The organism is Gelidibacter sediminis, assembly GCF_004364975.1.
GTDB classification, from domain to species: domain Bacteria; phylum Bacteroidota; class Bacteroidia; order Flavobacteriales; family Flavobacteriaceae; genus Gelidibacter; species Gelidibacter sediminis.
Window position 1 is genome coordinate 572046 of sequence record NZ_SOBW01000007.1, and the last position, 19763, is coordinate 591808.

General features: G+C 37.9%; 17 protein-coding genes and 1 tRNA gene. 7 read left to right on the plus strand and 11 right to left on the minus strand.

Translation table 11 applies throughout. The features are described 5' to 3' along the window. Nucleotides 1-159: 159 nt before the first annotated feature. A tRNA-Leu gene (locus BXY82_RS02365) sits at nt 160-241 on the minus strand. Nucleotides 242-400: 159 nt separating this feature from the next. Here BXY82_RS02365 and BXY82_RS02370 point away from each other — a divergent pair. The 6 genes from BXY82_RS02370 (at nt 401) to BXY82_RS02395 (ending at nt 7190) form a co-directional block, all read left to right on the plus strand. Next, nucleotides 401-1789: a dipeptidase gene (locus BXY82_RS02370; RefSeq protein ID WP_133756575.1), complete on the plus strand. Its 1389-nt coding sequence runs from the start codon at nt 401-403 to the stop codon at nt 1787-1789. A gap of 223 nt (nt 1790-2012) precedes the next feature. Beyond that, nucleotides 2013-2378, plus strand: a complete 366-nt coding sequence (locus tag BXY82_RS02375; RefSeq protein ID WP_133756576.1) for a BlaI/MecI/CopY family transcriptional regulator — start codon at nt 2013-2015, stop codon at nt 2376-2378. A gap of 1 nt (nt 2379) precedes the next feature. After that, the gene (locus BXY82_RS02380; protein ID WP_133756577.1) at nt 2380-3876 is read left to right on the plus strand and encodes a M56 family metallopeptidase; all 1497 of its coding nucleotides are present in this window, start codon (nt 2380-2382) and stop codon (nt 3874-3876) included. 28 nt (nt 3877-3904) lie between these two features. Next, nucleotides 3905-5473 carry a M56 family metallopeptidase gene (locus BXY82_RS02385; RefSeq protein ID WP_133756578.1) on the plus strand — a complete coding sequence of 523 codons (1569 nt, stop codon included), beginning with the start codon at nt 3905-3907 and terminating at the stop codon, nt 5471-5473. Nucleotides 5474-5602: 129 nt separating this feature from the next. Then, a complete protein-coding gene (locus BXY82_RS02390; protein ID WP_133756579.1) occupies nt 5603-6703 on the plus strand; it encodes a DUF4407 domain-containing protein in 1101 nt (366 codons plus the stop codon). 40 nt (nt 6704-6743) lie between these two features. Further along, the gene (locus BXY82_RS02395) at nt 6744-7190 is read left to right on the plus strand and encodes a YybH family protein (protein ID WP_133756580.1); all 447 of its coding nucleotides are present in this window, start codon (nt 6744-6746) and stop codon (nt 7188-7190) included. Here BXY82_RS02395 and BXY82_RS02400 read toward each other — a convergent pair whose 3' ends face one another. From BXY82_RS02400 to BXY82_RS02430, 7 genes are all read right to left on the minus strand, one after another. Next, nucleotides 7191-7472 carry an STAS domain-containing protein gene (locus BXY82_RS02400; protein WP_133756581.1) on the minus strand — a complete coding sequence of 94 codons (282 nt, stop codon included), beginning with the start codon at nt 7470-7472 and terminating at the stop codon, nt 7191-7193. A 179-nt stretch (nt 7473-7651) separates the two neighbouring features. Continuing rightward, nucleotides 7652-8899, minus strand: coding sequence for an NAD(P)/FAD-dependent oxidoreductase (locus BXY82_RS02405; protein WP_133756582.1), 1248 nt, complete (start codon nt 8897-8899; stop codon nt 7652-7654). Continuing rightward, complete coding sequence (locus tag BXY82_RS02410; protein WP_133756583.1) at nt 8900-11155, minus strand: S9 family peptidase; 2256 nt, start codon at nt 11153-11155, stop codon at nt 8900-8902. Between the two features lie 10 nt (nt 11156-11165). Next, nucleotides 11166-12176, minus strand: coding sequence for a 4-hydroxyproline epimerase (locus BXY82_RS02415; protein WP_133756584.1), 1011 nt, complete (start codon nt 12174-12176; stop codon nt 11166-11168). Next, entirely contained in the window at nt 12169-13896 is a 1728-nt protein-coding gene (locus BXY82_RS02420) for a DUF885 domain-containing protein (protein WP_133756585.1), read from the minus strand. Before BXY82_RS02420 ends, BXY82_RS02415 begins: the two co-directional genes overlap by 8 nt. Next, nucleotides 13893-15476, minus strand: coding sequence for an aldehyde dehydrogenase (NADP(+)) (locus tag BXY82_RS02425; protein ID WP_133756586.1), 1584 nt, complete (start codon nt 15474-15476; stop codon nt 13893-13895). The genes BXY82_RS02420 and BXY82_RS02425 overlap by 4 nt, the downstream gene beginning before the upstream one ends. A 201-nt stretch (nt 15477-15677) precedes the next feature. Further along, nucleotides 15678-16592: a dihydrodipicolinate synthase family protein gene (locus BXY82_RS02430; protein ID WP_133756587.1), complete on the minus strand. Its 915-nt coding sequence runs from the start codon at nt 16590-16592 to the stop codon at nt 15678-15680. Nucleotides 16593-16732: 140 nt separating this feature from the next. On the opposite strand from BXY82_RS02430, the gene BXY82_RS02435 reads away from it, so the two are divergent. Next, nucleotides 16733-17587, plus strand: coding sequence for an AraC family transcriptional regulator (locus BXY82_RS02435; protein ID WP_133756588.1), 855 nt, complete (start codon nt 16733-16735; stop codon nt 17585-17587). Nucleotides 17588-17618: 31 nt separating this feature from the next. Here the strand turns inward: BXY82_RS02435 and BXY82_RS02440 are convergent, their stop codons facing one another. The 3 genes from BXY82_RS02440 to BXY82_RS02450 all read right to left on the minus strand — a co-directional run bounded on the left by BXY82_RS02440 (nt 17619) and on the right by BXY82_RS02450 (nt 19706). Then, entirely contained in the window at nt 17619-18437 is an 819-nt protein-coding gene (locus tag BXY82_RS02440) for a hypothetical protein (protein ID WP_133756589.1), read from the minus strand. Between the two features lie 219 nt (nt 18438-18656). Continuing rightward, complete coding sequence (locus BXY82_RS02445; RefSeq protein WP_133756590.1) at nt 18657-19235, minus strand: PhnA domain-containing protein; 579 nt, start codon at nt 19233-19235, stop codon at nt 18657-18659. A gap of 108 nt (nt 19236-19343) precedes the next feature. Then, complete coding sequence (locus tag BXY82_RS02450; RefSeq protein ID WP_133756591.1) at nt 19344-19706, minus strand: MmcQ/YjbR family DNA-binding protein; 363 nt, start codon at nt 19704-19706, stop codon at nt 19344-19346. Nucleotides 19707-19763 lie beyond the last annotated feature (57 nt).

The following is a 19763-nucleotide window of genomic DNA, read 5'->3' on the forward strand; positions in this document are numbered from 1 at the left end:
TGGGTTTCAATTTATGATATTATACCCTTGGATTCTGTTAAAACAAAAAGATGTTAGTAGCAAATCTATGGCTGCTAACATCTTTTTATTTTTTCTACTAACCTACCTGAAATGATGCCACAAAAAAAGCCTCTCTAAAAAGAGAAGCTTTTATTTCTGTACAGGCGGGGAGACTCGAACTCCCACACCTCGCGGCACTAGATCCTAAGTCTAGCGTGTCTACCAATTCCACCACGCCTGCAACTTATGTTCCGAAAAAATTCTCGGAATCGGGATGCAAATATAAACATTCCTTTGAATATACAAATAACTTGACAAAGAAAATTCTCTTCAAATTTTGTACTTTTGAATATCTTGAAAAACAACAGGCAATCCTTTGCTATTAACCAAAACTCAAAACATGCAAAACATAGATAGTTACGTAGAAAAAAATAAAGACCGATTTATTAATGAACTCATTGAGCTTCTCAAAATTCCATCTGTTAGTGCTGATTCTGCATTCAAAAAAGATGTGCTTAAAACAGCCAGTGAAATCAAGAAGAGCTTAGAAAAAGCAGGCTGCGACCATGTCGAAATTTGTGAAACAGAAGGCTACCCAATTGTGTATGGCGAAAAGATAATTGACAAAAACTTACCAACAGTCCTTGTTTACGGACATTATGACGTTCAGCCTGCTGATCCTATTAATTTATGGACTTCCCCACCATTTGAACCGGTCATTAAAAAAACAGACATACATCCGGAAGGTGCCATTTTTGCACGTGGCGCTTGTGATGATAAAGGGCAAATGTACATGCACGTGAAAGCGTTGGAATTTATGACTTCTACAAATCAGTTGCCATGTAACGTCAAATTTATGATTGAAGGCGAAGAAGAAGTGGGCAGTGTGAACCTGTCTACCTTTGTGAAGCAAAATCAAGAGAAACTGAAAAATGATGTCATTCTTATTTCAGATACTGGAATGATTTCCAAAGACACACCGTCAATTACAACAGGTTTAAGAGGCCTTAGCTACGTAGAAGTAGAAGTTACAGGACCAAAACGAGATTTGCATTCCGGTTTATACGGTGGTGCTGTGGCCAACCCGATCAATGTACTTACTAAAATGATTGCTTCTTTGCATGATGAAAATAACCATATTACCATTCCCGGCTTTTATGATAAGGTTGAAGAACTATCTGATGACGAACGCGCGCAAATGGCAAAAGCACCCTTTTCATTAGAAGATTATAAAAAATCTCTGGATATAGATGCTGTTTATGGCGAAAAAGGATACACCACAAATGAACGCAACTCCATCCGACCAACCTTAGATGTGAATGGCATTTGGGGTGGTTATACAGGCGAAGGTGCCAAAACCGTCATTGCCAGCAAAGCTTTTGCAAAAATTTCGATGCGATTGGTGCCAAATCAAGATTGGGAAGAAATCACCTCATTATTCAAGCACCATTTTGAAAGTATTGCTCCTGAAGGTGTAAAAGTGTTGGTAAAACCTCATCATGGTGGACAAGGCTACGTCACCCCAATTGACAGTATTGGTTATCAAGCTGCTTCAAAAGCTTATGAGGATACTTTTGGAAAAACGCCCATTCCACAACGTAGTGGGGGCAGTATTCCAATTGTAGCGCTTTTTGAGCAAGAATTGAAGAGTAAAACCATTTTAATGGGCTTTGGCTTAGACAGTGATGCCATCCATTCCCCTAACGAGCATTTTGGAGTTTGGAATTACCTAAAAGGTATTTCAACCATTCCGTTGTTCTATAAATATTTTACAGAGCTTTCTAAATAAAGCATACCTCCTGCTCTATGTCAAAATAGAGCGCAGGCACTAACTTTAAGCCACAATACGCGACTATAACCTTTGGCTAGACGTGTATTTGTGGCTTCTTTATTTTACAGTAACATTACAAGAAGCTCAACACTATGTTTTTACAAAAAAAAAACTAGTAATTTATTTGGTGAATTGAAATTTTACTCTACATTTGTAGAACACAATCTAAACTTGTAGAACAATGCAACTCACAAAAACGGAAGAAGACTTGATGAATCATCTTTGGAAATTGGAAAAAGCTTTTATGAAAGACCTCCTTGAAGCGTATCCAGAACCAAAACCGGCGCCTACTACCGTGGCAACATTATTAAAACGCATGCATGACAAACAGTTTGTGGGGTATACCCTATACGGAAAATCGAGAGAATACTTTCCGTTGGTGAAAAAGAAAGACTATTTCAGCAAACACGTAAACGGTTTAATTAAGAGTTTTTTCAACGACAGCGCCTCGCAGTTTGCATCGTTTTTTACGAAGGAAACCAATCTTACCAAAGAAGAATTGGAAGATTTAAAAACACTCATAGATAGCGAAATCAAAAAAAAGTAACATGTTCTTCTATCTCCTAAAATCCGCCGCATGTTTGGCCATTTTTATGGTCTTCTATAAGTATGTCTTAGAGAAAGAAAATATGCATATTTTTAAACGCTACTATTTATTAGGCACTTTAGTGCTTGCCTTCACCATTCCATTGGTAACCTTTACGCAAACCATTGAGGTCATCACAAGCCCCGGAATCAATGAGGCAACCGTGCACTATGTTGAAAACACTCTACAAATAGAACAAACAGACTATCTTGCTTTAATTTTATGGAGTATTTATGGTTTGGGGGTTCTGTTGTTCGGAACAAAATTCTTGCGGAATTTGTATCAGATAATTTTTAAAATCTACCGGAATCCCAAGAAAAAATCAAATCATATTGTTCATGTGCTATTATCGGACATGATCACGCCACACACCTTTTTTAAATACATCTTTTTAAACAAACAGAAATTTGAAAACGAAGAAATACCACAGGAAGTATTTTGGCACGAAGAAGCCCATGCCATCCAAAAGCACAGTGTTGATGTATTGTTTATAGAATTGTTACAAGTATTCTTCTGGTTTAACCCTATTATTTATTTCACCAAGCATTCCATAAAAATGAACCACGAGTTTTTAGCGGATCAGGCGGTATTAAATAGAGGCGTCAACGCCGACAATTATCAACACATATTATTGGCATTCTCATCAAATGCCACAGCACCAATTGGATTGGCAAACGCCATCAATTATTCATCAATCCGCCTTAAGGTGTTTGGAAAGCAGATTGCGCTTTTTAATGCATTCGGACAGGTCAAAAAACGATTTACAGTTATGAAAACACACACCACAAAACGAAAAACTACAATTTTGACCCTTTTGATCTTGCCTGTGCTGGCCATACTAATTTTTAGTTTTGGAAAAACTGAATTAGTACACAAAGAGATGACCTCTTTAAAATTTTCTAATGAAGATAATCAGACTTTGATTACTGATGGAGAATTAAAATCAGTAAATGAATCGACAGCCAATCCCATTCAAGAACAACAAAAAGGCTCTAAGGTTTTAGAAACCAATACTAATAAAGATATCATTCTTTTACATCATTGGTATATTACCATCGCTAATCAAAAGTATTACTATCCTTACAAGAAAGGTGATCTACGAAAATACTATGATAAATATGGTAAGGAAGTTACTTTGGATATCGTTAAAGAATACACCTCTAAATACAACCAATTTGAATCACTGACAAATGAAGGTGAACACTACGTTAAAAAATCAGATGTAGACAAAAAACAGATCGACCACTTATTTTCAGATTTAGGCGGCATGTATTTTAGAATGTCCCATGCTGATAAAAACAAAGTAATACGGCCTAAAACTCCAATTACTCCATATTTGACATTAACCAAAGCAAATGGTGACACTTATTATAAATTGAAAAGCGAATTAACCGAAGAAGACCAAAAGTTATTAAAGTTAAACGCTCCACCACCGCCCAAACCCGCAAAAAAGAACTAAAGAGTTTTCAAAAATAAACAAAGGTACTATGCAACTCTATCTCCTAAAATCCGCCGCATGTTTGGCCATTTTTATGGTCTTCTATAAGTATGTCTTAGAGAAAGAAAATATGCATATTTTTAAACGCTACTATTTATTAGGCGCTTTAGTGCTTGCCTTCACCATTCCATTGGTAACCTTTACGCAAACCATTGAGGTCATCACAAGCCCCAGAATCAATGAGGCAACCGTGCGCTATGTTGAAAACACTCCACAAATAGAACAAACAGACTATCTTGCTTTAATTTTATGGAGTATTTATGGTTTGGGGGTTATGTTGTTCGGAACAAAATTCCTGCGGAATTTGTATCAGATAATTTTTAAAATCTACCTGAATCCCAAGAAAAAATCAAATCATATTGTTCATGTGCTATTATCGGACATGATCACGCCACACACCTTTTTTAAATACATCTTTTTAAACAAACAGAAATTTGAAAACGAAGAAATACCACAGGAAGTATTTTGGCACGAAGAAGCCCATGCCATCCAAAAGCACAGTGTTGATGTATTGTTTGTAGAATTTTTACAAGTCATCTTCTGGTTTAACCCTATTATTTATTTCACCAAGCATTCCATAAAAATGAACCACGAGTTTTTAGCGGATCAGGCGGTATTAAACAAAGGCGTCAGCGCCGCAAATTACCAACACATATTATTGGCATTCTCATCAAATGCTACAGCACCAATTGGGATGGCAAACGCCATCAATTATTCATCAATCCGCCTTAAGGTGTTTGGAAAGCAGATTGCGCTTTTTAATGCATTCGGACAGGTCAAAAAACGATTTACAGTTATGAAAACACACACCACAAAACAAAGAGTATGTTTAAAATGCCTTGTGCTTTTACCATTATTGGCACTAACACTTTATGGATTTAGTGAGAAAAAGGAAATTGTCAAGGAAATTTACCTTCAAGAAACTTCACAAGAGACACTTCAGAAAAAAGCAACGCCTGAAGAAGTAGCGGAATATAATAAGTTGGCGAAACACTACAACAACCAATCGGACGACCACCGGGTGATAATGCTAAAAGATATGACGCGAATTAAAGTACTTTATGATAAAATGAGTGATGAACAAAAAGCAAGCGCCGAGCCATTGCCTAATTTTCCGCCTCCGCCACCACCTCCAGCCCCACCTATTGCAAATCAAGCTATGCGCCTACCGCCACCGCCACCATTACCACCAAACCCAACCGCAAAGCAAATTAAAGCTCATGAAAAGGCTGTTGAAAAGTCGGTAGAAAAACATATGGAGCAACGCCAGTATACCTACAAGCATAAAACTGAGGACGGAAAGAATGTAGACGTATTGGTCATTATGGACACCCCTGACCATCTCCCGCTACCGCCACCACCTCCAGCTTCTCCTCTAGTTCATGTGAAAAAGCTCGCAAAGAAAAATGCCCTCTTTTTCTATGAAGGAAAATCCATCACTTCTGAAGAGGCCATAAAAATTATGGAAAAAGATGGATCGTTAAACATCTCTATTAAAGAATTAAAACCTGAACGCCCGAAAGTATATATCACGAAAGAGCCAATTACGATAGATTAAAATACAGTAAATTTATAATCTCAGACCTGTAAAGTGCGACACTCTACAGGTCTTTTTTTTTGGTAATTGTGTAACAAATCAGCAACTCTAACGTTCTAATAGTCAATCAATCAAAAATCGAATCACGTTATGTTAAAAAATTTCTTCATTCTGTGCTCAGGCTCAGATACTGATATTCTGGACCAGTGTTCCAACGGCGAACAGAACAAATACGCAGGTATTGGTGCCACCGTTTTCTTTACAGCACTTATGGCCACCATTGCGGCTAGTTATGCTCTTTACACTGTATTTGACAATGCTTATGTATCCATTGGTTTTGGCTTTATATGGGGTCTGCTCATCTTTAATCTGGACCGTTTTATTGTTTCTACCATAAAAAAAAGAGGTCGTTTTACTGACGAATTGATTCAGGCCGCACCCCGACTCATTTTAGCCGTCATTATTGCCGTGGTCATTTCTAAACCTTTAGAATTAAAAATCTTTGAAAAGGAAATTAATCAAGTGTTGTTAGAGCAGAAGAACGACTTAACGCTTGCCAACAAAGATCAGATTGCCCAACAATTCACCCCAGCACAAAATGAACTGCAAAATAACATCGCCACATTACAATCGCAAATTGAGACTAAAGAAGCAGAAGTGAATGCACTCTACACCACTTATATTACAGAAGCAGAAGGCACTGCCGGCACACAACGCTTAGGAAAAGGCCCTGTTTACAAAGAAAAACGTGATAAGCATGATGCTGCATTGGCCGAATTACAACAGTTAAAACAGAGCAACACTGAAAAAATTGCAAGTATTGAAAATCAACTGTTACAATTACAGACCGATTATTCCACCAAAGTTGCTAATACACAACCTATTATTGATGGATTTGATGGGTTAATGGCTCGGGTTAATGCATTAAACACCTTGCCTTTGCTGCCCTCGCTTTTCATTTTCCTTTTGTTTTTAGCTATTGAAACCTCGCCCATTTTCGCGAAATTATTATCGCCTAAAGCCGAATACGACTATAAATTAGAAGATGCTGAAACCGCCATTAAAACTTGGGTAGAGCAAAAAGTGAATGAGCGCAAAACCCTTTTGCAAACGGATGTGGCCATAAACAATAAAGTGTATAATGACATTGCCGAAGAAGAGGAACTATACCAATACAAACGCAAAAAAGCAAGAGAACTTATGCAGCTTCAGGCGGATGCATTTTTTAACCATCAAAAAAACGCGCTTTAAAAATTAGTCTGTATATTTAGGTACCACTAAAATTCTTGTAATGAAAGGTATCTATATTTGTTTAATTCTACTTATTTTTTCTTGTAAACCCCATAATGATGAACAGCAGGCAGCTTCAGAAATAGAAGCAATTACGGCCATAAAACAAGTACTTGCCGATCAGGAAACGGCATGGGACAGCCATGATTTAGAAGGATTTATGCAAGGTTATTGGAAAAATGATTCTTTAAAATTTTACGGAAGCTCAGGTTTGACCACAGGTTGGGACAATACTCTAGCCAATTATAAAAAAAGGTACCCTACTCAAGCTGAGAGTGGCACCTTAAAATTCGTGATTAATGACATTTCAAAAATTGAGAACAACTCTTACATCGTCTTTGGCGAATTCCATTTGGAACGCAGCATAGGTAATGCCAATGGCATTTTTACCATCATTTTTAAATATATTGATGGCCAATGGAAAATAATCGCGGATATGACCTGCTAATTAAGCGGCATTTTCTTCAGATTTGAAATGCTCGTATAAATCATCGCAACCCATACCAATGATTGAAAGGTCTTTCTTTCTTTTAAGGGATTCGTTATGTAATTGGGCCAATGCATTAACGCCGTAGCGATCAATACTAGTCAGACTTTCTATATTCAGTATAACTGAATTGAGATTTTCGAAAACATTTGAGAATTCCGTTTTGAACACATGTACATTTCCTTTATGTAGGATGCCTTGTACCTTGAATAAGTTGTTGTGGTGCGTAATTTTTAAATCCATAATAGCGTAAATTTAGTGTTAGAGTTTGTAAAGCGCTATTAATCAAACAGGAACACTATAAATATCGACAATATTAAGAAACTAGGATTATTTTTTCGACCAATTGCACTCTGAAAGGATTATTGAACTTGAGACTCCAAATTATTCGACATAATTCTTATACAGCCGAATTTACTTACTTAAAATTTACGATCAGGATGGCACATGGCCACATTAAGACTAGCGCTCTTTTCTGAGACCAATTCTGACACCACTTTGCCTGTACCCGTAGCCATAGTCCAACCCATCATAGCATGACCTGCAGCGATGATTAAATTAGAACACTTTGCAGATTTTCCAATATACGGCAAACCATCTGGAGATACCGGACGCAGGCCCGACGCTGCACCATCCTTTTCATCTTTAGTCAAAGTAAGTTCAGGATAATATTTTGTAACCGCATTGGCAATGGCTTCCACACGAGTTTTATTGATGTTATCATTGATCCCTGCAATTTCCATAGTACCACCAAAACGGGTAAAGCCATTCATTGGAGTAACGGCTACCTTAGATTCTGTTAAAATGGCCGGCAATTTGATTCCAGTAGGACGTGACGTATTAATTCTATAGCCTTTCCCTGCCTGCAACAATAGGTTGATTCCTAATTTTTTACTCAAAAATGCACTCCAAGAGCCTGCCGCCAAGACAAATTCATCTGCCGTAAAACGATGCTGTTTGGTTATCAGTGCCACTATTTTTTGATTCTTTAAATCTAGGTCTTCAACTCTTTCATTGGCATAAAACAAGACCCCCTTGGTTTTTAAATACGCCTTCATCTCGGTCATAAACTCATTGGGCGTCGTATGTGCATCACATTTAAAATGAGTACCACCAATGACATTCAAATTGACATTAGGTTCCAAAAGTTTTAAATCAGCAAGCGATACCTCATTCACCTCCAAGCCCTCTTCGGTTGCCAATTTGGCTGTGTGTAGTTCCTCTTGAAGTGAGGCTTCGGTTTGACACAACATCAATATCCCATCTTTTCGATAATGAGAGGTAAAATGTTCATTTTCTCTTATATCAGCATACAACTCCTGACTTAAAACGGCCATTTCCCTAATTACCGGAATGGCCTTTTTGACATGATTGGCAGTACAGGATTTATTAAATGCATAGGTCCACTTTAAAAAATCAGGATCCAAACGTGGTTTGATATAAAGTGGACTGGAAGAATCGAACATCCATTTTATGCCTTTTCTCATGACACCCGGCGCAGACAATGGAATAATGTGACTTGGCGACAAATATCCCGCATTGACATAAGACGCGCCGGCATCCATATTAGATTGGTCAATAACAGTAACCTGATGTCCTTCTTTTTGCAGGTAATAGGCGCAACATAAACCTATAATTCCGCCACCTATAACTATAACTTCTTTACTCATTTAGTTCCAATTAAAATCCCAAATTGGCTTCTCGCCTTTTAAGTGCTCCACAAAATAATTCCACCGTTTCTTAGTGAAATAATTTCTGACTTTTCCTTGATAGCCGTGTCTCTGGCTTGGAAAAATCAATAAATCGAAGTCCTTATCAGCATTCACCAAGGCCTCAGCCAATTTAAATGTTGCGGACGGATTGACATTCTCATCAATACCACCGTGTACCAATAATAATTTCCCTTTTAAGTTTTTCGCATTGGTGATGTTGGAGACGTCGTGATAAGTGGAATCTACAGGCCAACCTTGATACATTTCAGGCCACCAGGCTTTTTCCATTCTAAAATCGTGGTCTGCTGAACTTGCCACTCCAACTTTGTATACGTCAGGAAATGCCAGCATGGCTCTACCTGTGTCATAACCTCCGGCAGAATGCCCAAAAATACCCACACGATTGGTATCAATCCACGAATATGTTTTGCCTAAATACTGAATTGCCAACACGTGATCTTCAAGATTATTACCCATATTTTTATAGGAATGGTTATGGAATTCTTTTGATCGACCGGAAGATCCTAAGCCATCCACCATCATGACGATAAAACCGAGTTCTGCTAAAGACTGATTTGTAAACGCATTATTAAAAGATTTAGGAAACACCTGAGTATGTGGCCCCGTATAACTATGGTCTATAATTGGATATGATTTTGTAGCATCAAAATTGGTTGGTTTCCAAATGGCACCATAAATAGTTGTTTTCCCGTCCTTTCCAATAAGTTGAAAAGGCTGTGGTGCCTCCCATCCCTTAGACAGTGCATCGGACACTTCTGCAGACGTTAAATTGGCAACAATTTTCCCTGTTCTTGCAGTTCTTAACACGGTTTTTGTAGGACTGTTGACGGTGGAATAATTATCTACAAAATGCTTGCCGTCTTCTGAGAAGGATACCAAATGATGTGCGTTTTCTGGCGTCAGCAATTTTACAGTTCCCATAAAATCGACTTTATAGAGCTGTTGATGATACGGATTCATAGTCGCATCTTTTCCTGAAGCCAAAAAATATATTTCTTCCTTATCATCATCAATATGTGCCACTGAATTAATGTAATAATTCCCGGCAGTTAAGGGCGTTGTAACCTTCGTTTTGATATCAACCATATAAAGTTGTCGCCATCCACTACGCTCAGATAAAAAGATTATTTTTCGCTTATCCTCCAACGCTCTAAACCAAAAATTATCAATATTCGTCTCACTTGTTTCTTCAATAAGAACTTCTTCTTTATTAGTATTAAGATCCACAAGTTTTAAGAATTCCTTTTGATAGCCTCGTTCAGAATATCCGGCCAATAGTTGTCCAGATTTCTCCAACCACTCTACGGCTACAGAATTGATATGGGTACCTTTTGGCAACTTTGTTTTTACCTCTTTTTTGGTTTCAATATTAAAAAATACTGGTTTTACATGCACCATGGTTGTATCTCCAGGCGAGCCTCTGTAATAGGACAATAATTTTGGACGGTAGAGGGAATCGATACTGTGGTCTAACAGATACATCTTTTCGGCCGTTCTGAAGTCTACAACATTTGCAGCAATCCATTTGGAATCTTTAGACCAATTCACGTTAAAATGTTTTGGACGCTCAGCGTTTTCACCTTCAATGACATCATACCAACCATAATACGTAGCGTATTCATAATCTTTTACACCATCCTGACTCAATTGATATTCCTGATTAGTGGCGGTCGATTTGATAAATAAATTATAGTCTCTAGAAAAGGCTATCCATTTACCGTCTGGCGATGTGGTTTGAAAGGCGTCCTTAGCTTCTTTTTTGTCTTCTTTTTCGAGTTGAATTTTATACGATTTAAGATCGAGGGTATAAGTTTTGGATTCAAAATTAAAAGTGAGCTGATCTGCTTTTGTTCTTTCAATATTTGAAAGTTCCATTTGATTTGCATCGACCTCCTTTTCTGTAACCTTAGATAATGCATGCGCAACTTTAGAATGATCAAATAAAGGGCGGATTTTATAGTTACTAAAGACCACAGATTGATAGGTTTTTCCTGCTTTATTATGATGGACAAACCATGCTCCAGAATTGTTCTTAAACCACTGCACGTCAGTATGGAGGTTAAAAACTGTTTTGTTGTTTATATTATCGGGCATAAAACTGACAGCCCTGTTGTAATCGTCTTGAGTCAGTTTTTGCGCCTGAATTTGAGATGTTACCATCAATAACATGACTAGATAAAAAAACTTCTTCATTTTCATATATTTAAATCACCTGAAATCCGAAAGCGTATGGATCGTCTTCAGAATCTATTGTAATTGTATTATGTCCAAAAATTTTGGCCCAACCTTTAATACTCGGAATAATAGCTAAGTTACCACCTAAGCTGGTTTCTTTTTCAACACGGCCTATAAACTTGCTCCCAATGAAGCTTTCGTGTATATAATCTTCACCAAGGCCTAGCTTTCCTTTGGCATATAATTGCGCCAAGCGTGCCGATGTGCCAGTCCCACACGGGCTTCTGTCTATGGCTTTATCACCATAAAATACCGCGTTTCTGCCTGACGAAGTCGCATCAATTGGAGTTCCTGTCCACAGCATATGCGATACGTCTCGAATGGTTTCATTTTCCGGATGGATAAATTGGTCGGGGTATTTCTCATTGATACGCTGCCTTACAACCTGTGACATCCGGATAATTTTTGAAGCAGAAAAATCCTGTACCCCCGAAAAATTTTGTTGCGGGTCAACAATGGCATAATAATTTCCACCATAGGCCACATCAAAAGTGATTTGCCCTAGATCTGGACATTCTACCGAGAGATTTTCGGCCGCCAAATAACTTTTAATATTAGTCAGTTTTACCCAATCTACTTTAGTTCCAGTCTGTTGATATTCAATTTCCACTAGTCCTGCAGGTGCTTCCATTCTTATCTTTCCTGGAATTTTGGGTTGTACCAAGCCTTCTTCTATGGCAATTGTAATCGTCCCAATGGTGCCATGTCCACACATAGGCAAGCAACCTGAAGTTTCGATAAATAAAATGGCAAAATCATTTTCTGGATGGTGTGGCGGATACAGTATGGCACCACTCATCATGTCATGACCACGTGGCTCAAACATCAACCCTTTTCGTATCCAATCATACTCTTTTAGAAAGTGTTGACGTTTTTCACTCATCGTGTTACCTATGAGTGTTGGGCCACCTTCTTTAATAACTCTTACTGGGTTTCCGCAGGTGTGCGCATCAATGCAGATGAATGTCCCCTTACTCATTGTTCTGTTTCTGGATGTAATTATCTACACGCTCTTCCATAATAGACAACGTGACTGTACCTTGTTCTAGAATTATTTCATGGAACGCCCTAATATCAAACTTAGAACCCAATGCCTCTTCTGCCCTTTTACGTTGTTCTCTTATCTTTAATTCTCCAATTTTATAAGATAAGGCCTGTCCTGGCCAAGAAATGTAACGATCCGTTTCCGTATTGATTTCATGTAATGACAAAGCGGTATTAGCAGACATATAGTCTACAACCTGATCGCGGGTCCAGCCTTTGGCATGAATTCCTGTATCCACCACCAATCGGCAGGCACGCCACATTTCGTAAGTCAATTTTCCAAATTGTTCATAAGGCGTGGTGTACATCCCCATTTCATCAGCTAAAAATTCAGAATACAAGCCCCAACCTTCACCATAAGCTGAGAGATATAGGTTCTTTCTAAACTGAGGAATGCTATCGCCCAACTCATTATTTAAACTCATTTGCAAATGATGTCCTGGCACGGCTTCATGCACTGTTAATGAAGGCAGGGTATACAAAGTCCGACTTGGCAAATCATAAGTGTTTACCCAATAGTAGCCAGGCTCCGTGCTTTCTTTAGAAGTCCCAATATAACGACCACCAGTATATTTTGGTGCAATAGCATCTGGCACTGGCGCTACACCATAAGGTTTACGCGGCAATGTTTTGAAAAATCGTGGTAATTGTGCATCTGCACGTTTAGACATATCGCGAGCAATCATTAGTAATTGCTCTGGTGTTTCAGCATAAAACTGTTTGTCAGTTCTGAGGAACTGAAAAAATTCAGCAAAGCTTCCTTTAAATTCCAGCTCTTTAATGATTTGCTCCATTTCTGATTTGATACGCGCCACTTCCTTCAACCCAATTTGATGAATGGCGTCCGCCGTGTATTGGGTACTTGTAGTATAATAGTTAATTCTATTTTGATAGAATTCTTTACCGTTTGGCGTTTCAGACACCCCTAAAGTTGTTCTTGTTTTTGGAAAGTATTCGGTTTCAAAAAACGTTTTAATGCGTTTAAACTGTGGAGTTACTTTTGTTTCTATAGCTAGTTTTGCAACTTTTAATACAGAATCCTTTTGGGCTTGGTTTAAATCCTTCGGTAAATTTTTGAATGGTGAGTAGAAAAAACTCTCTTTATAATCTGCTACAATATGTTCATCATAGGTGGATTCGTAGCCTTTAAAAATTACCAAAGGTTGTGATACGCCTTTTTGCAATCCTAAGCGTATGTTTTTTAGATTTTGGTTGACAAACTCCGGAATGGCATTCAGAGTATTAAGATAGGATTTAACCTGTCTGTAATTTGATAACGGGCGCACACCATAGTTTAAACTACTATGAAATCCGGAATCAGAAAGCAACGGATTTAAATAGTGTTCAAACTTGTAATAATCAATCTGATCTTGTAAGACAAAGGCCAAAAGCTCGGCAGAAATGCGTTGGGTTTCCGGTAATTGAGTCACATCAATTTGAGACAACTTTGTTAAGGTTTGCTGGGCAAAATCTGCCTCAGCTTTAAAATACTCTGCAGTAAATAATCCTAGAGGAAACTCTTTCCTATCGTACCCTTCATGTTCTTCGTAAATTTTAATCAAATTGTTTAAAGAATCCGAGGCATCCTGAGAATGCATTGTAGGCATCACAACTAGTGATACTATTAAAATGATAAATGGTTTTAAAAATTTCATATGTGTTTTTGTGTTTGAATACCGTCAATATTACGAATTATTCCTAACGGATTGTCATCCTTTAAGGCATCAGGCAGCAATTGTTTTGGCCAATCTTGATAACTAAAAGGCCTTACCCAACGTTTTATGGCATGTGCACCAATGGCCGTAAATCGGCTATCCGTTGACGCTGGAAAAGGACCGCCGTGCATCATGGACGGACAGACATCAACACCAGTAGGAACCCCATTAAAAATGATTCGGCCCACTCGATTTTGCAAAGCTGAAACAATGTTAGGATATTTTGAAACCTCCACAGCATCAGCCATAATGGTACCGGTGAGTTGTCCTTCCAGTTTTAAGATGACTTCTTCCAATTGACGAGCATTGTCACATTGCACCACCATAGAATAAGGTCCGAATACTTCTTGATGTAATGTGGCATTTTTTAAAAAAGTAGCGCCATCTACCGTTGTCACGGTTTGTTTGGCATAATTTGGATTGGTGTCCGATGGATAATCGGCAGAAACATTAATTCCTTTTTGAGAAATTGCAGTGTTTTTATTTTTGTTGTAAGCGTCATAAATGTTGGGATGCAACATAACCGATGGTTCAATTTTTAGAATCTCATCAGAGAGGTGGGTAATAAAACTTGATAAGGCATCACTCTTAATACCCAATAGCAATCCAGGATTGGTGCAAAATTGACCGGTACCAAGAGTTATAGAACCTGCATAGGTTTTAGCTAAAGATTCGCCTTTAGCATGTAAGGCTTCAGGAAGCATTACTACAGGATTCACACTGCCCATTTCAGCAAATACTGGAATAGGTTCGTCGCGTTGCGCCGCCAAATCAAATAGTGCTTTACCGCCTTTAAAACTGCCTGTAAATCCGACGGCTTTAACTTTTGGATGCTGTACCAACTGCTGCCCAACGGCAATACCACTACTATTAAGATTAGAAAACACACCATTTGGCATGCCGGTTTTTTCTGCAGCTTTTAAAATGGCTGAAGCCACCAACTCCCCTGTACCCGAATGCATAGGATGCGATTTCACGATAACCGGACAGCCCGATGCTAATGCTGAGGCCGTATCTCCACCTGCAGTTGAAAAGGCCAATGGAAAGTTACTCGCTCCAAAAACGACCACGGGACCTATTGGAATTAGCATCTTTCGGAGGTCAGATTTTGGCATAGGCTCCCGTTCTGGTTGTGCAGTATCAATGGTAGCTTCTACCCAAGACCCTTCAGTCAATACGGTAGCAAAAGATTTTAACTGCCCAATAGTCCTGCCGCGTTCACCTAGTGCACGGCCTGGAGGTAATCCAGATTCTGCACAATAAGTTTCTATAAGCGTGTCGCCGAGTGCTAAAATTTCCTCAGCAATAGCGTTCAAGAATTCTGCTTTTTTTAGCCCAGAAATATTCTTATAGGTTTCAAATGCTTCTGAAGCCAATGCAACAGCTGCATCAACTTCCTCTGATGTAGCTTCTGTAAATTCCCATTCATTTTCGAGATTCAACTGCGGATTGAATGTTTTATACGTTGTATTACCTTTTGCCGAGTGTTGCGTTCCGATATAGTTTTTTCCTGTAATCATACTTGTTTTTTTTTTGCCATCAATCCATACTTTAGTCTCTAACGAGACGATGAATATGAACTTCGTTTTTTCATTTTGTTTTGAAAATGAAAAATCTATTATTTGTTATTTTGGCCTTTACATCCCGATTACTGGCGTATGGGGAAATAAAGGTTCACAAAATTTCCAGTTTTCGTTCATTCCAAATAGGGCAAACCCTCCTTATAGGTTTTTATAATCCGGAAGATTAGGTCTGTTTTTTAAGGCTTCTTCAATGGTTTTTATCACGTGTTTACGTTCATCGCCTTGTAATGGCAATCGTGGCGCACGAACATTTTCAGTACCTAATTTTGTATAAACTTCAGCTAATTTTATGTTTTGTACTAATGTAGGGATAATATCTAACTCCAATAAAGGCATGAACCAACGGAAAATGTCTATGGCCTCCTTAATTCTACCAGCTTTTTGAAGTTCGTATATCGCTACAGTTTCTGCTGGAAAAGCGCAAACCAAGCCAGCAACCCAACCATCAGCTCCCATAATTAAACTTTCAAGCGCTATAGTATCCACACCTGTCATTATTTTGAGTCGGTCGCCAAAGCGATTTTTAATTCGAGTCACATTGGTAATATCACGCGTAGATTCCTTTACCGCTTCAATATTATCACACTTTAGCAGTTCTTCAAACATATCTAAAGTGACTTCAATTTTATAGTCTACAGGATTATTGTAAACCATGATAGGTAAAGACGTATTATTGGCAATGGCCTTAAAAAATTCTACCGTCTCCCTATCTCCAGATTTATAACGCATTGGTGGTAAGACCATCAACCCTTTTGCGCCATCTTCCTCTGCTTTTTGTGCAGCTAGAATGGCGTTTGTAGTGGTTTGTTCTCCAATATTAATTAATACAGGAACTTTACCCTTAACAATATCTACCGTTGCGGTAGTCAATTTTCGTTTTTCTTGATCTGATAATGTACTCGCTTCGCCTAATGTTCCGCCTAAAACAATACCATGAACACCTGCCTCCAATTGTGCCTTGATGTTAATTTCGAAATTTTTTAAATCCAGTTCATCGTTGTCAGTGAACTTAGTTGTGACTGCTGGCATGATGCCTTTCCATTGAATGCTCATAAATTATAAATTTTTATACTGTAAATTTAATTGGCATGCGCAATAAAAATTCAATAGAGATTTATCCAAAACTGATATTATATTATCATATTTATATCTTATTAATATTTTTATGAGTAATATATGTCTATTTTTGAACCATGAAAGTCCTTCTTTTTAAAATACCAAAACCAAATGCTGATGCATTTGTATACCAATATGACAAGGAGGTGGCATTTTATGACAAGCTCCACCAACACGAAGAAATTCAATTAAGCCTTATCCTTGAAGGTACCGGCACCTTATTGGTTGGAGACACCGTAAACTATTACACAAAAGGCGATGTTTTGGTGATAGGCAGCAATTTGCCTCATGTATTTAAAAGTGATGTTGACAACTCTGCTACGTCTCAAATGTTGACCCTATTTTTTACCAAACAATCCTTTGGACCTGATTTTTTTAAGCTTGAGGAATTGAAGGAATTACAGCCTTTTTTTGAGCGATCCATACATGGTTTTAAAATGACTTCCAACCAAGAAGCATTAAAAGCATTGTTTTTACAACTTGAAGAAGCATCAAAATTGAATCAGTTTTTGATTTTACTTCAATTAATAAAAATTACCTCCAATTCGAATTACCAGAGTCTCTCTTCATTTGTTTACGACAAGAAATATTCAGACAATGAAGGCACACGGATGCGCAATGTTTTTGAATATACCATGAATAATTTTGATAAGGAAGTGACCTTAAAGGCGGTATCTGAAGTAGCAAACATGACCAAAAACGCCTTTTGTAAATACTTTAAGAAGCGTACTAATAAAACTTATATTCAGTTTTTAAATGAGTTGCGACTTGAACATGCCAGTAGACTCTTGCTAGTAGCTAATGATTCTACCATTGCTGAAATTGCTGAAGCCTCTGGTTTTAACAATATCTCTAACTTTAATAGGCAGTTTAAAGCCGTCAAACACTTAAGTCCGAAAGAATTTAAAAACAAAAAAAGACTTACTATTTAAAGTAAGTCTGTAAGTTTTGAGCGTCTCCTTTTTATTTGGCAAGCCCTGCAACATAGGTGTAAATATAATCACCATGTCTGTTATCAAAATATTTTGCTCCTTTTTCTGCCATACTTTTTCGAGAAGCTTCATCCTTCCAATGGGCCTCAAATAATTCAGTATCTCTATCAAACATTTTCTCTAAATCAGCCATTGAATCGAAAAAATAGGCCTCAAGAAACTCTGTACGATCAGATCCCCACGCATGAGCCATTGGATAGTAGCCCTTGATAAACTCATTTTTATTGGTCACATTATCAAAATACTCTTTGGAGATGGCATCAAATTCCTCATCGGTTCCATCGCCATACGCAAAATGCCCCTTTCTCACATAGCATATCATATCTAAAGTTGGTTTTGCAGTCATGGGTTTAGCGTTAGACATAGTGGCATAAATTTCGTCAGAATGCATTGGAGAATAATAGGCGTCTCTTTTCTTAAGAAATGTTTTTCTAGCCTTTTCGTCTGGCCATGAAGCCTTTTCAAGTTCAGCATTTCTTGTAGCAGCCTTACCAATAGCCTCCCAAGAAGGATAACTTTGTACGTATACTAATTCTGTATTGTCCGGTGTCATCCGGTGTAAATAGAATGAAGCAGCAACTACATGCTCATTTTTCATCGTGACCTTGTCTAGATATTCCTTTTCAACAGCTTTCCATTCCTCCATTTTAAAATCTTTATTGTCCATATTCCAATGCATTGTGGTTATGGTTACAAATTCAGGCCTTGTCTGTTCTTGGGCAATAGTTGAAGTGCTGCTTAGTAAAAGCACCCCTGCTAATGCCGCGAATAATCCTTTGATTGTTTTCATAATATTTGAATTTTGGTTAATATAAAATTGATTGCAAATTTTTAAAACCAAGATCTAGGACAATCATAAAGAACCTTTAGTACAAAGGCATAGGGATTATGTGGAGAGGATTAAATGTACAAAAAAAACACATGTAATTTTTTGATTACTAAATATTTATTAAAAACAAAGAAGCTTACATTGTAGTGTAAGCTTCTTTATTAGTTATGGATTGAGATGTTATGACTTCTTTACGTATTTTGTAATAATGACAATATTCTGACCGTCTACTCTACCTTCAATATATTCCGCATTTTCATGATCCAAACGGATATTACGTACAGCTGTACCTTGTTTAACCACCATACTGGAGCCTTTTACTTTCAAATCTTTGATGAGCACTACGGAATCTCCATGTTCCAAAATGACACCATTTACATCTCTATGGATGATTTTATTGGCCTCATCTTCATGTTCGCCGGTTGCTCTCGCTAACGCTAATGCTTCGTCATCAAGATACATCATGTCTACCAAATCTTTTGGCCAACCTTCCGCACGCATTCTTTGCAACAAGCGCCAAGCCATAATTTGTACAGCCACATTCTCATTCCACATACTGTCATTTAAACAACGCCAATGGTTGGTGTCCATTTCAACAGTACCCTCTATTTGGTCGAGACAGGTTTTACAAACCAATACATCATTGGCTACATTTTCATTCAATGATGGTGGAATGGTATATTGTGATAAATTTTCTTTGGAACCACATAGTTCGCAAGTGTTGTTGCTTCTATCTTGAAGCATTTGAAGAACGCTCATGGGATTGTTGATTGTTGATTGTTGACCCGCCCGAACGTACCTTTTCGGTACGGGCGGGTTGTTGATTGTTGAAAAAAAAAAAAAAAAATCTGTTACAAACATACTATTTTATTGTAGAGATTCCCGCATCTTTTTAGGCATTCCTTTAACCACCATATCATAGGAATGGTCTATTAATTTCAGAACGAGTGCGGGCGACAATTCACCTTTATAGATAAGCACAGAATTCCAATTGGTTTTGCTCATGTGCCAGCCTGGCTGAATACTTTCATAGGATTCTCGTAACTCAAGCGCATAGTCTGGATCGCACTTTAAATTCACCCAACCTTCTCCAGCTTCCCACTTTTCTAGTGGAAATAAGGCGAACATTTTACCTAACACCTTAAACACCAAAGTATCTTTATCAAATGGAAAAGCCTCTGTAACCGCTTTTTTGTTCAGGCAATATTGCCGGAGTTGTTCAATGTTCATATGCGGACACGTTCAAACTTAATGGTTGAACGTGCTTAAAATTACGAAAATTATAAA

Excerpts from the sequence above, each read along its gene's own strand:
- BXY82_RS02370 (WP_133756575.1), top strand. The coding sequence starts at position 401 with ATGCAAAACATAGATAGTTACGTAGAAAAAAATAAAGACCGATTTATT.
- BXY82_RS02375 (WP_133756576.1), top strand. The coding sequence starts at position 2,013 with ATGCAACTCACAAAAACGGAAGAAGACTTGATGAATCATCTTTGGAAA.
- BXY82_RS02380 (WP_133756577.1), top strand. The coding sequence starts at position 2,380 with ATGTTCTTCTATCTCCTAAAATCCGCCGCATGTTTGGCCATTTTTATG.
- BXY82_RS02385 (WP_133756578.1), top strand. The coding sequence starts at position 3,905 with ATGCAACTCTATCTCCTAAAATCCGCCGCATGTTTGGCCATTTTTATG.
- BXY82_RS02390 (WP_133756579.1), top strand. The coding sequence starts at position 5,603 with ATGTTAAAAAATTTCTTCATTCTGTGCTCAGGCTCAGATACTGATATT.
- BXY82_RS02395 (WP_133756580.1), top strand. The coding sequence starts at position 6,744 with ATGAAAGGTATCTATATTTGTTTAATTCTACTTATTTTTTCTTGTAAA.
- BXY82_RS02400 (WP_133756581.1), bottom strand. The coding sequence starts at position 7,472 with ATGGATTTAAAAATTACGCACCACAACAACTTATTCAAGGTACAAGGC.
- BXY82_RS02405 (WP_133756582.1), bottom strand. The coding sequence starts at position 8,899 with ATGAGTAAAGAAGTTATAGTTATAGGTGGCGGAATTATAGGTTTATGT.
- BXY82_RS02410 (WP_133756583.1), bottom strand. The coding sequence starts at position 11,155 with ATGAAGAAGTTTTTTTATCTAGTCATGTTATTGATGGTAACATCTCAA.
- BXY82_RS02415 (WP_133756584.1), bottom strand. The coding sequence starts at position 12,176 with ATGAGTAAGGGGACATTCATCTGCATTGATGCGCACACCTGCGGAAAC.
- BXY82_RS02420 (WP_133756585.1), bottom strand. The coding sequence starts at position 13,896 with ATGAAATTTTTAAAACCATTTATCATTTTAATAGTATCACTAGTTGTG.
- BXY82_RS02425 (WP_133756586.1), bottom strand. The coding sequence starts at position 15,476 with ATGATTACAGGAAAAAACTATATCGGAACGCAACACTCGGCAAAAGGT.
- BXY82_RS02430 (WP_133756587.1), bottom strand. The coding sequence starts at position 16,592 with ATGAGCATTCAATGGAAAGGCATCATGCCAGCAGTCACAACTAAGTTC.
- BXY82_RS02435 (WP_133756588.1), top strand. The coding sequence starts at position 16,733 with ATGAAAGTCCTTCTTTTTAAAATACCAAAACCAAATGCTGATGCATTT.
- BXY82_RS02440 (WP_133756589.1), bottom strand. The coding sequence starts at position 18,437 with ATGAAAACAATCAAAGGATTATTCGCGGCATTAGCAGGGGTGCTTTTA.
- BXY82_RS02445 (WP_133756590.1), bottom strand. The coding sequence starts at position 19,235 with ATGAGCGTTCTTCAAATGCTTCAAGATAGAAGCAACAACACTTGCGAA.
- BXY82_RS02450 (WP_133756591.1), bottom strand. The coding sequence starts at position 19,706 with ATGAACATTGAACAACTCCGGCAATATTGCCTGAACAAAAAAGCGGTT.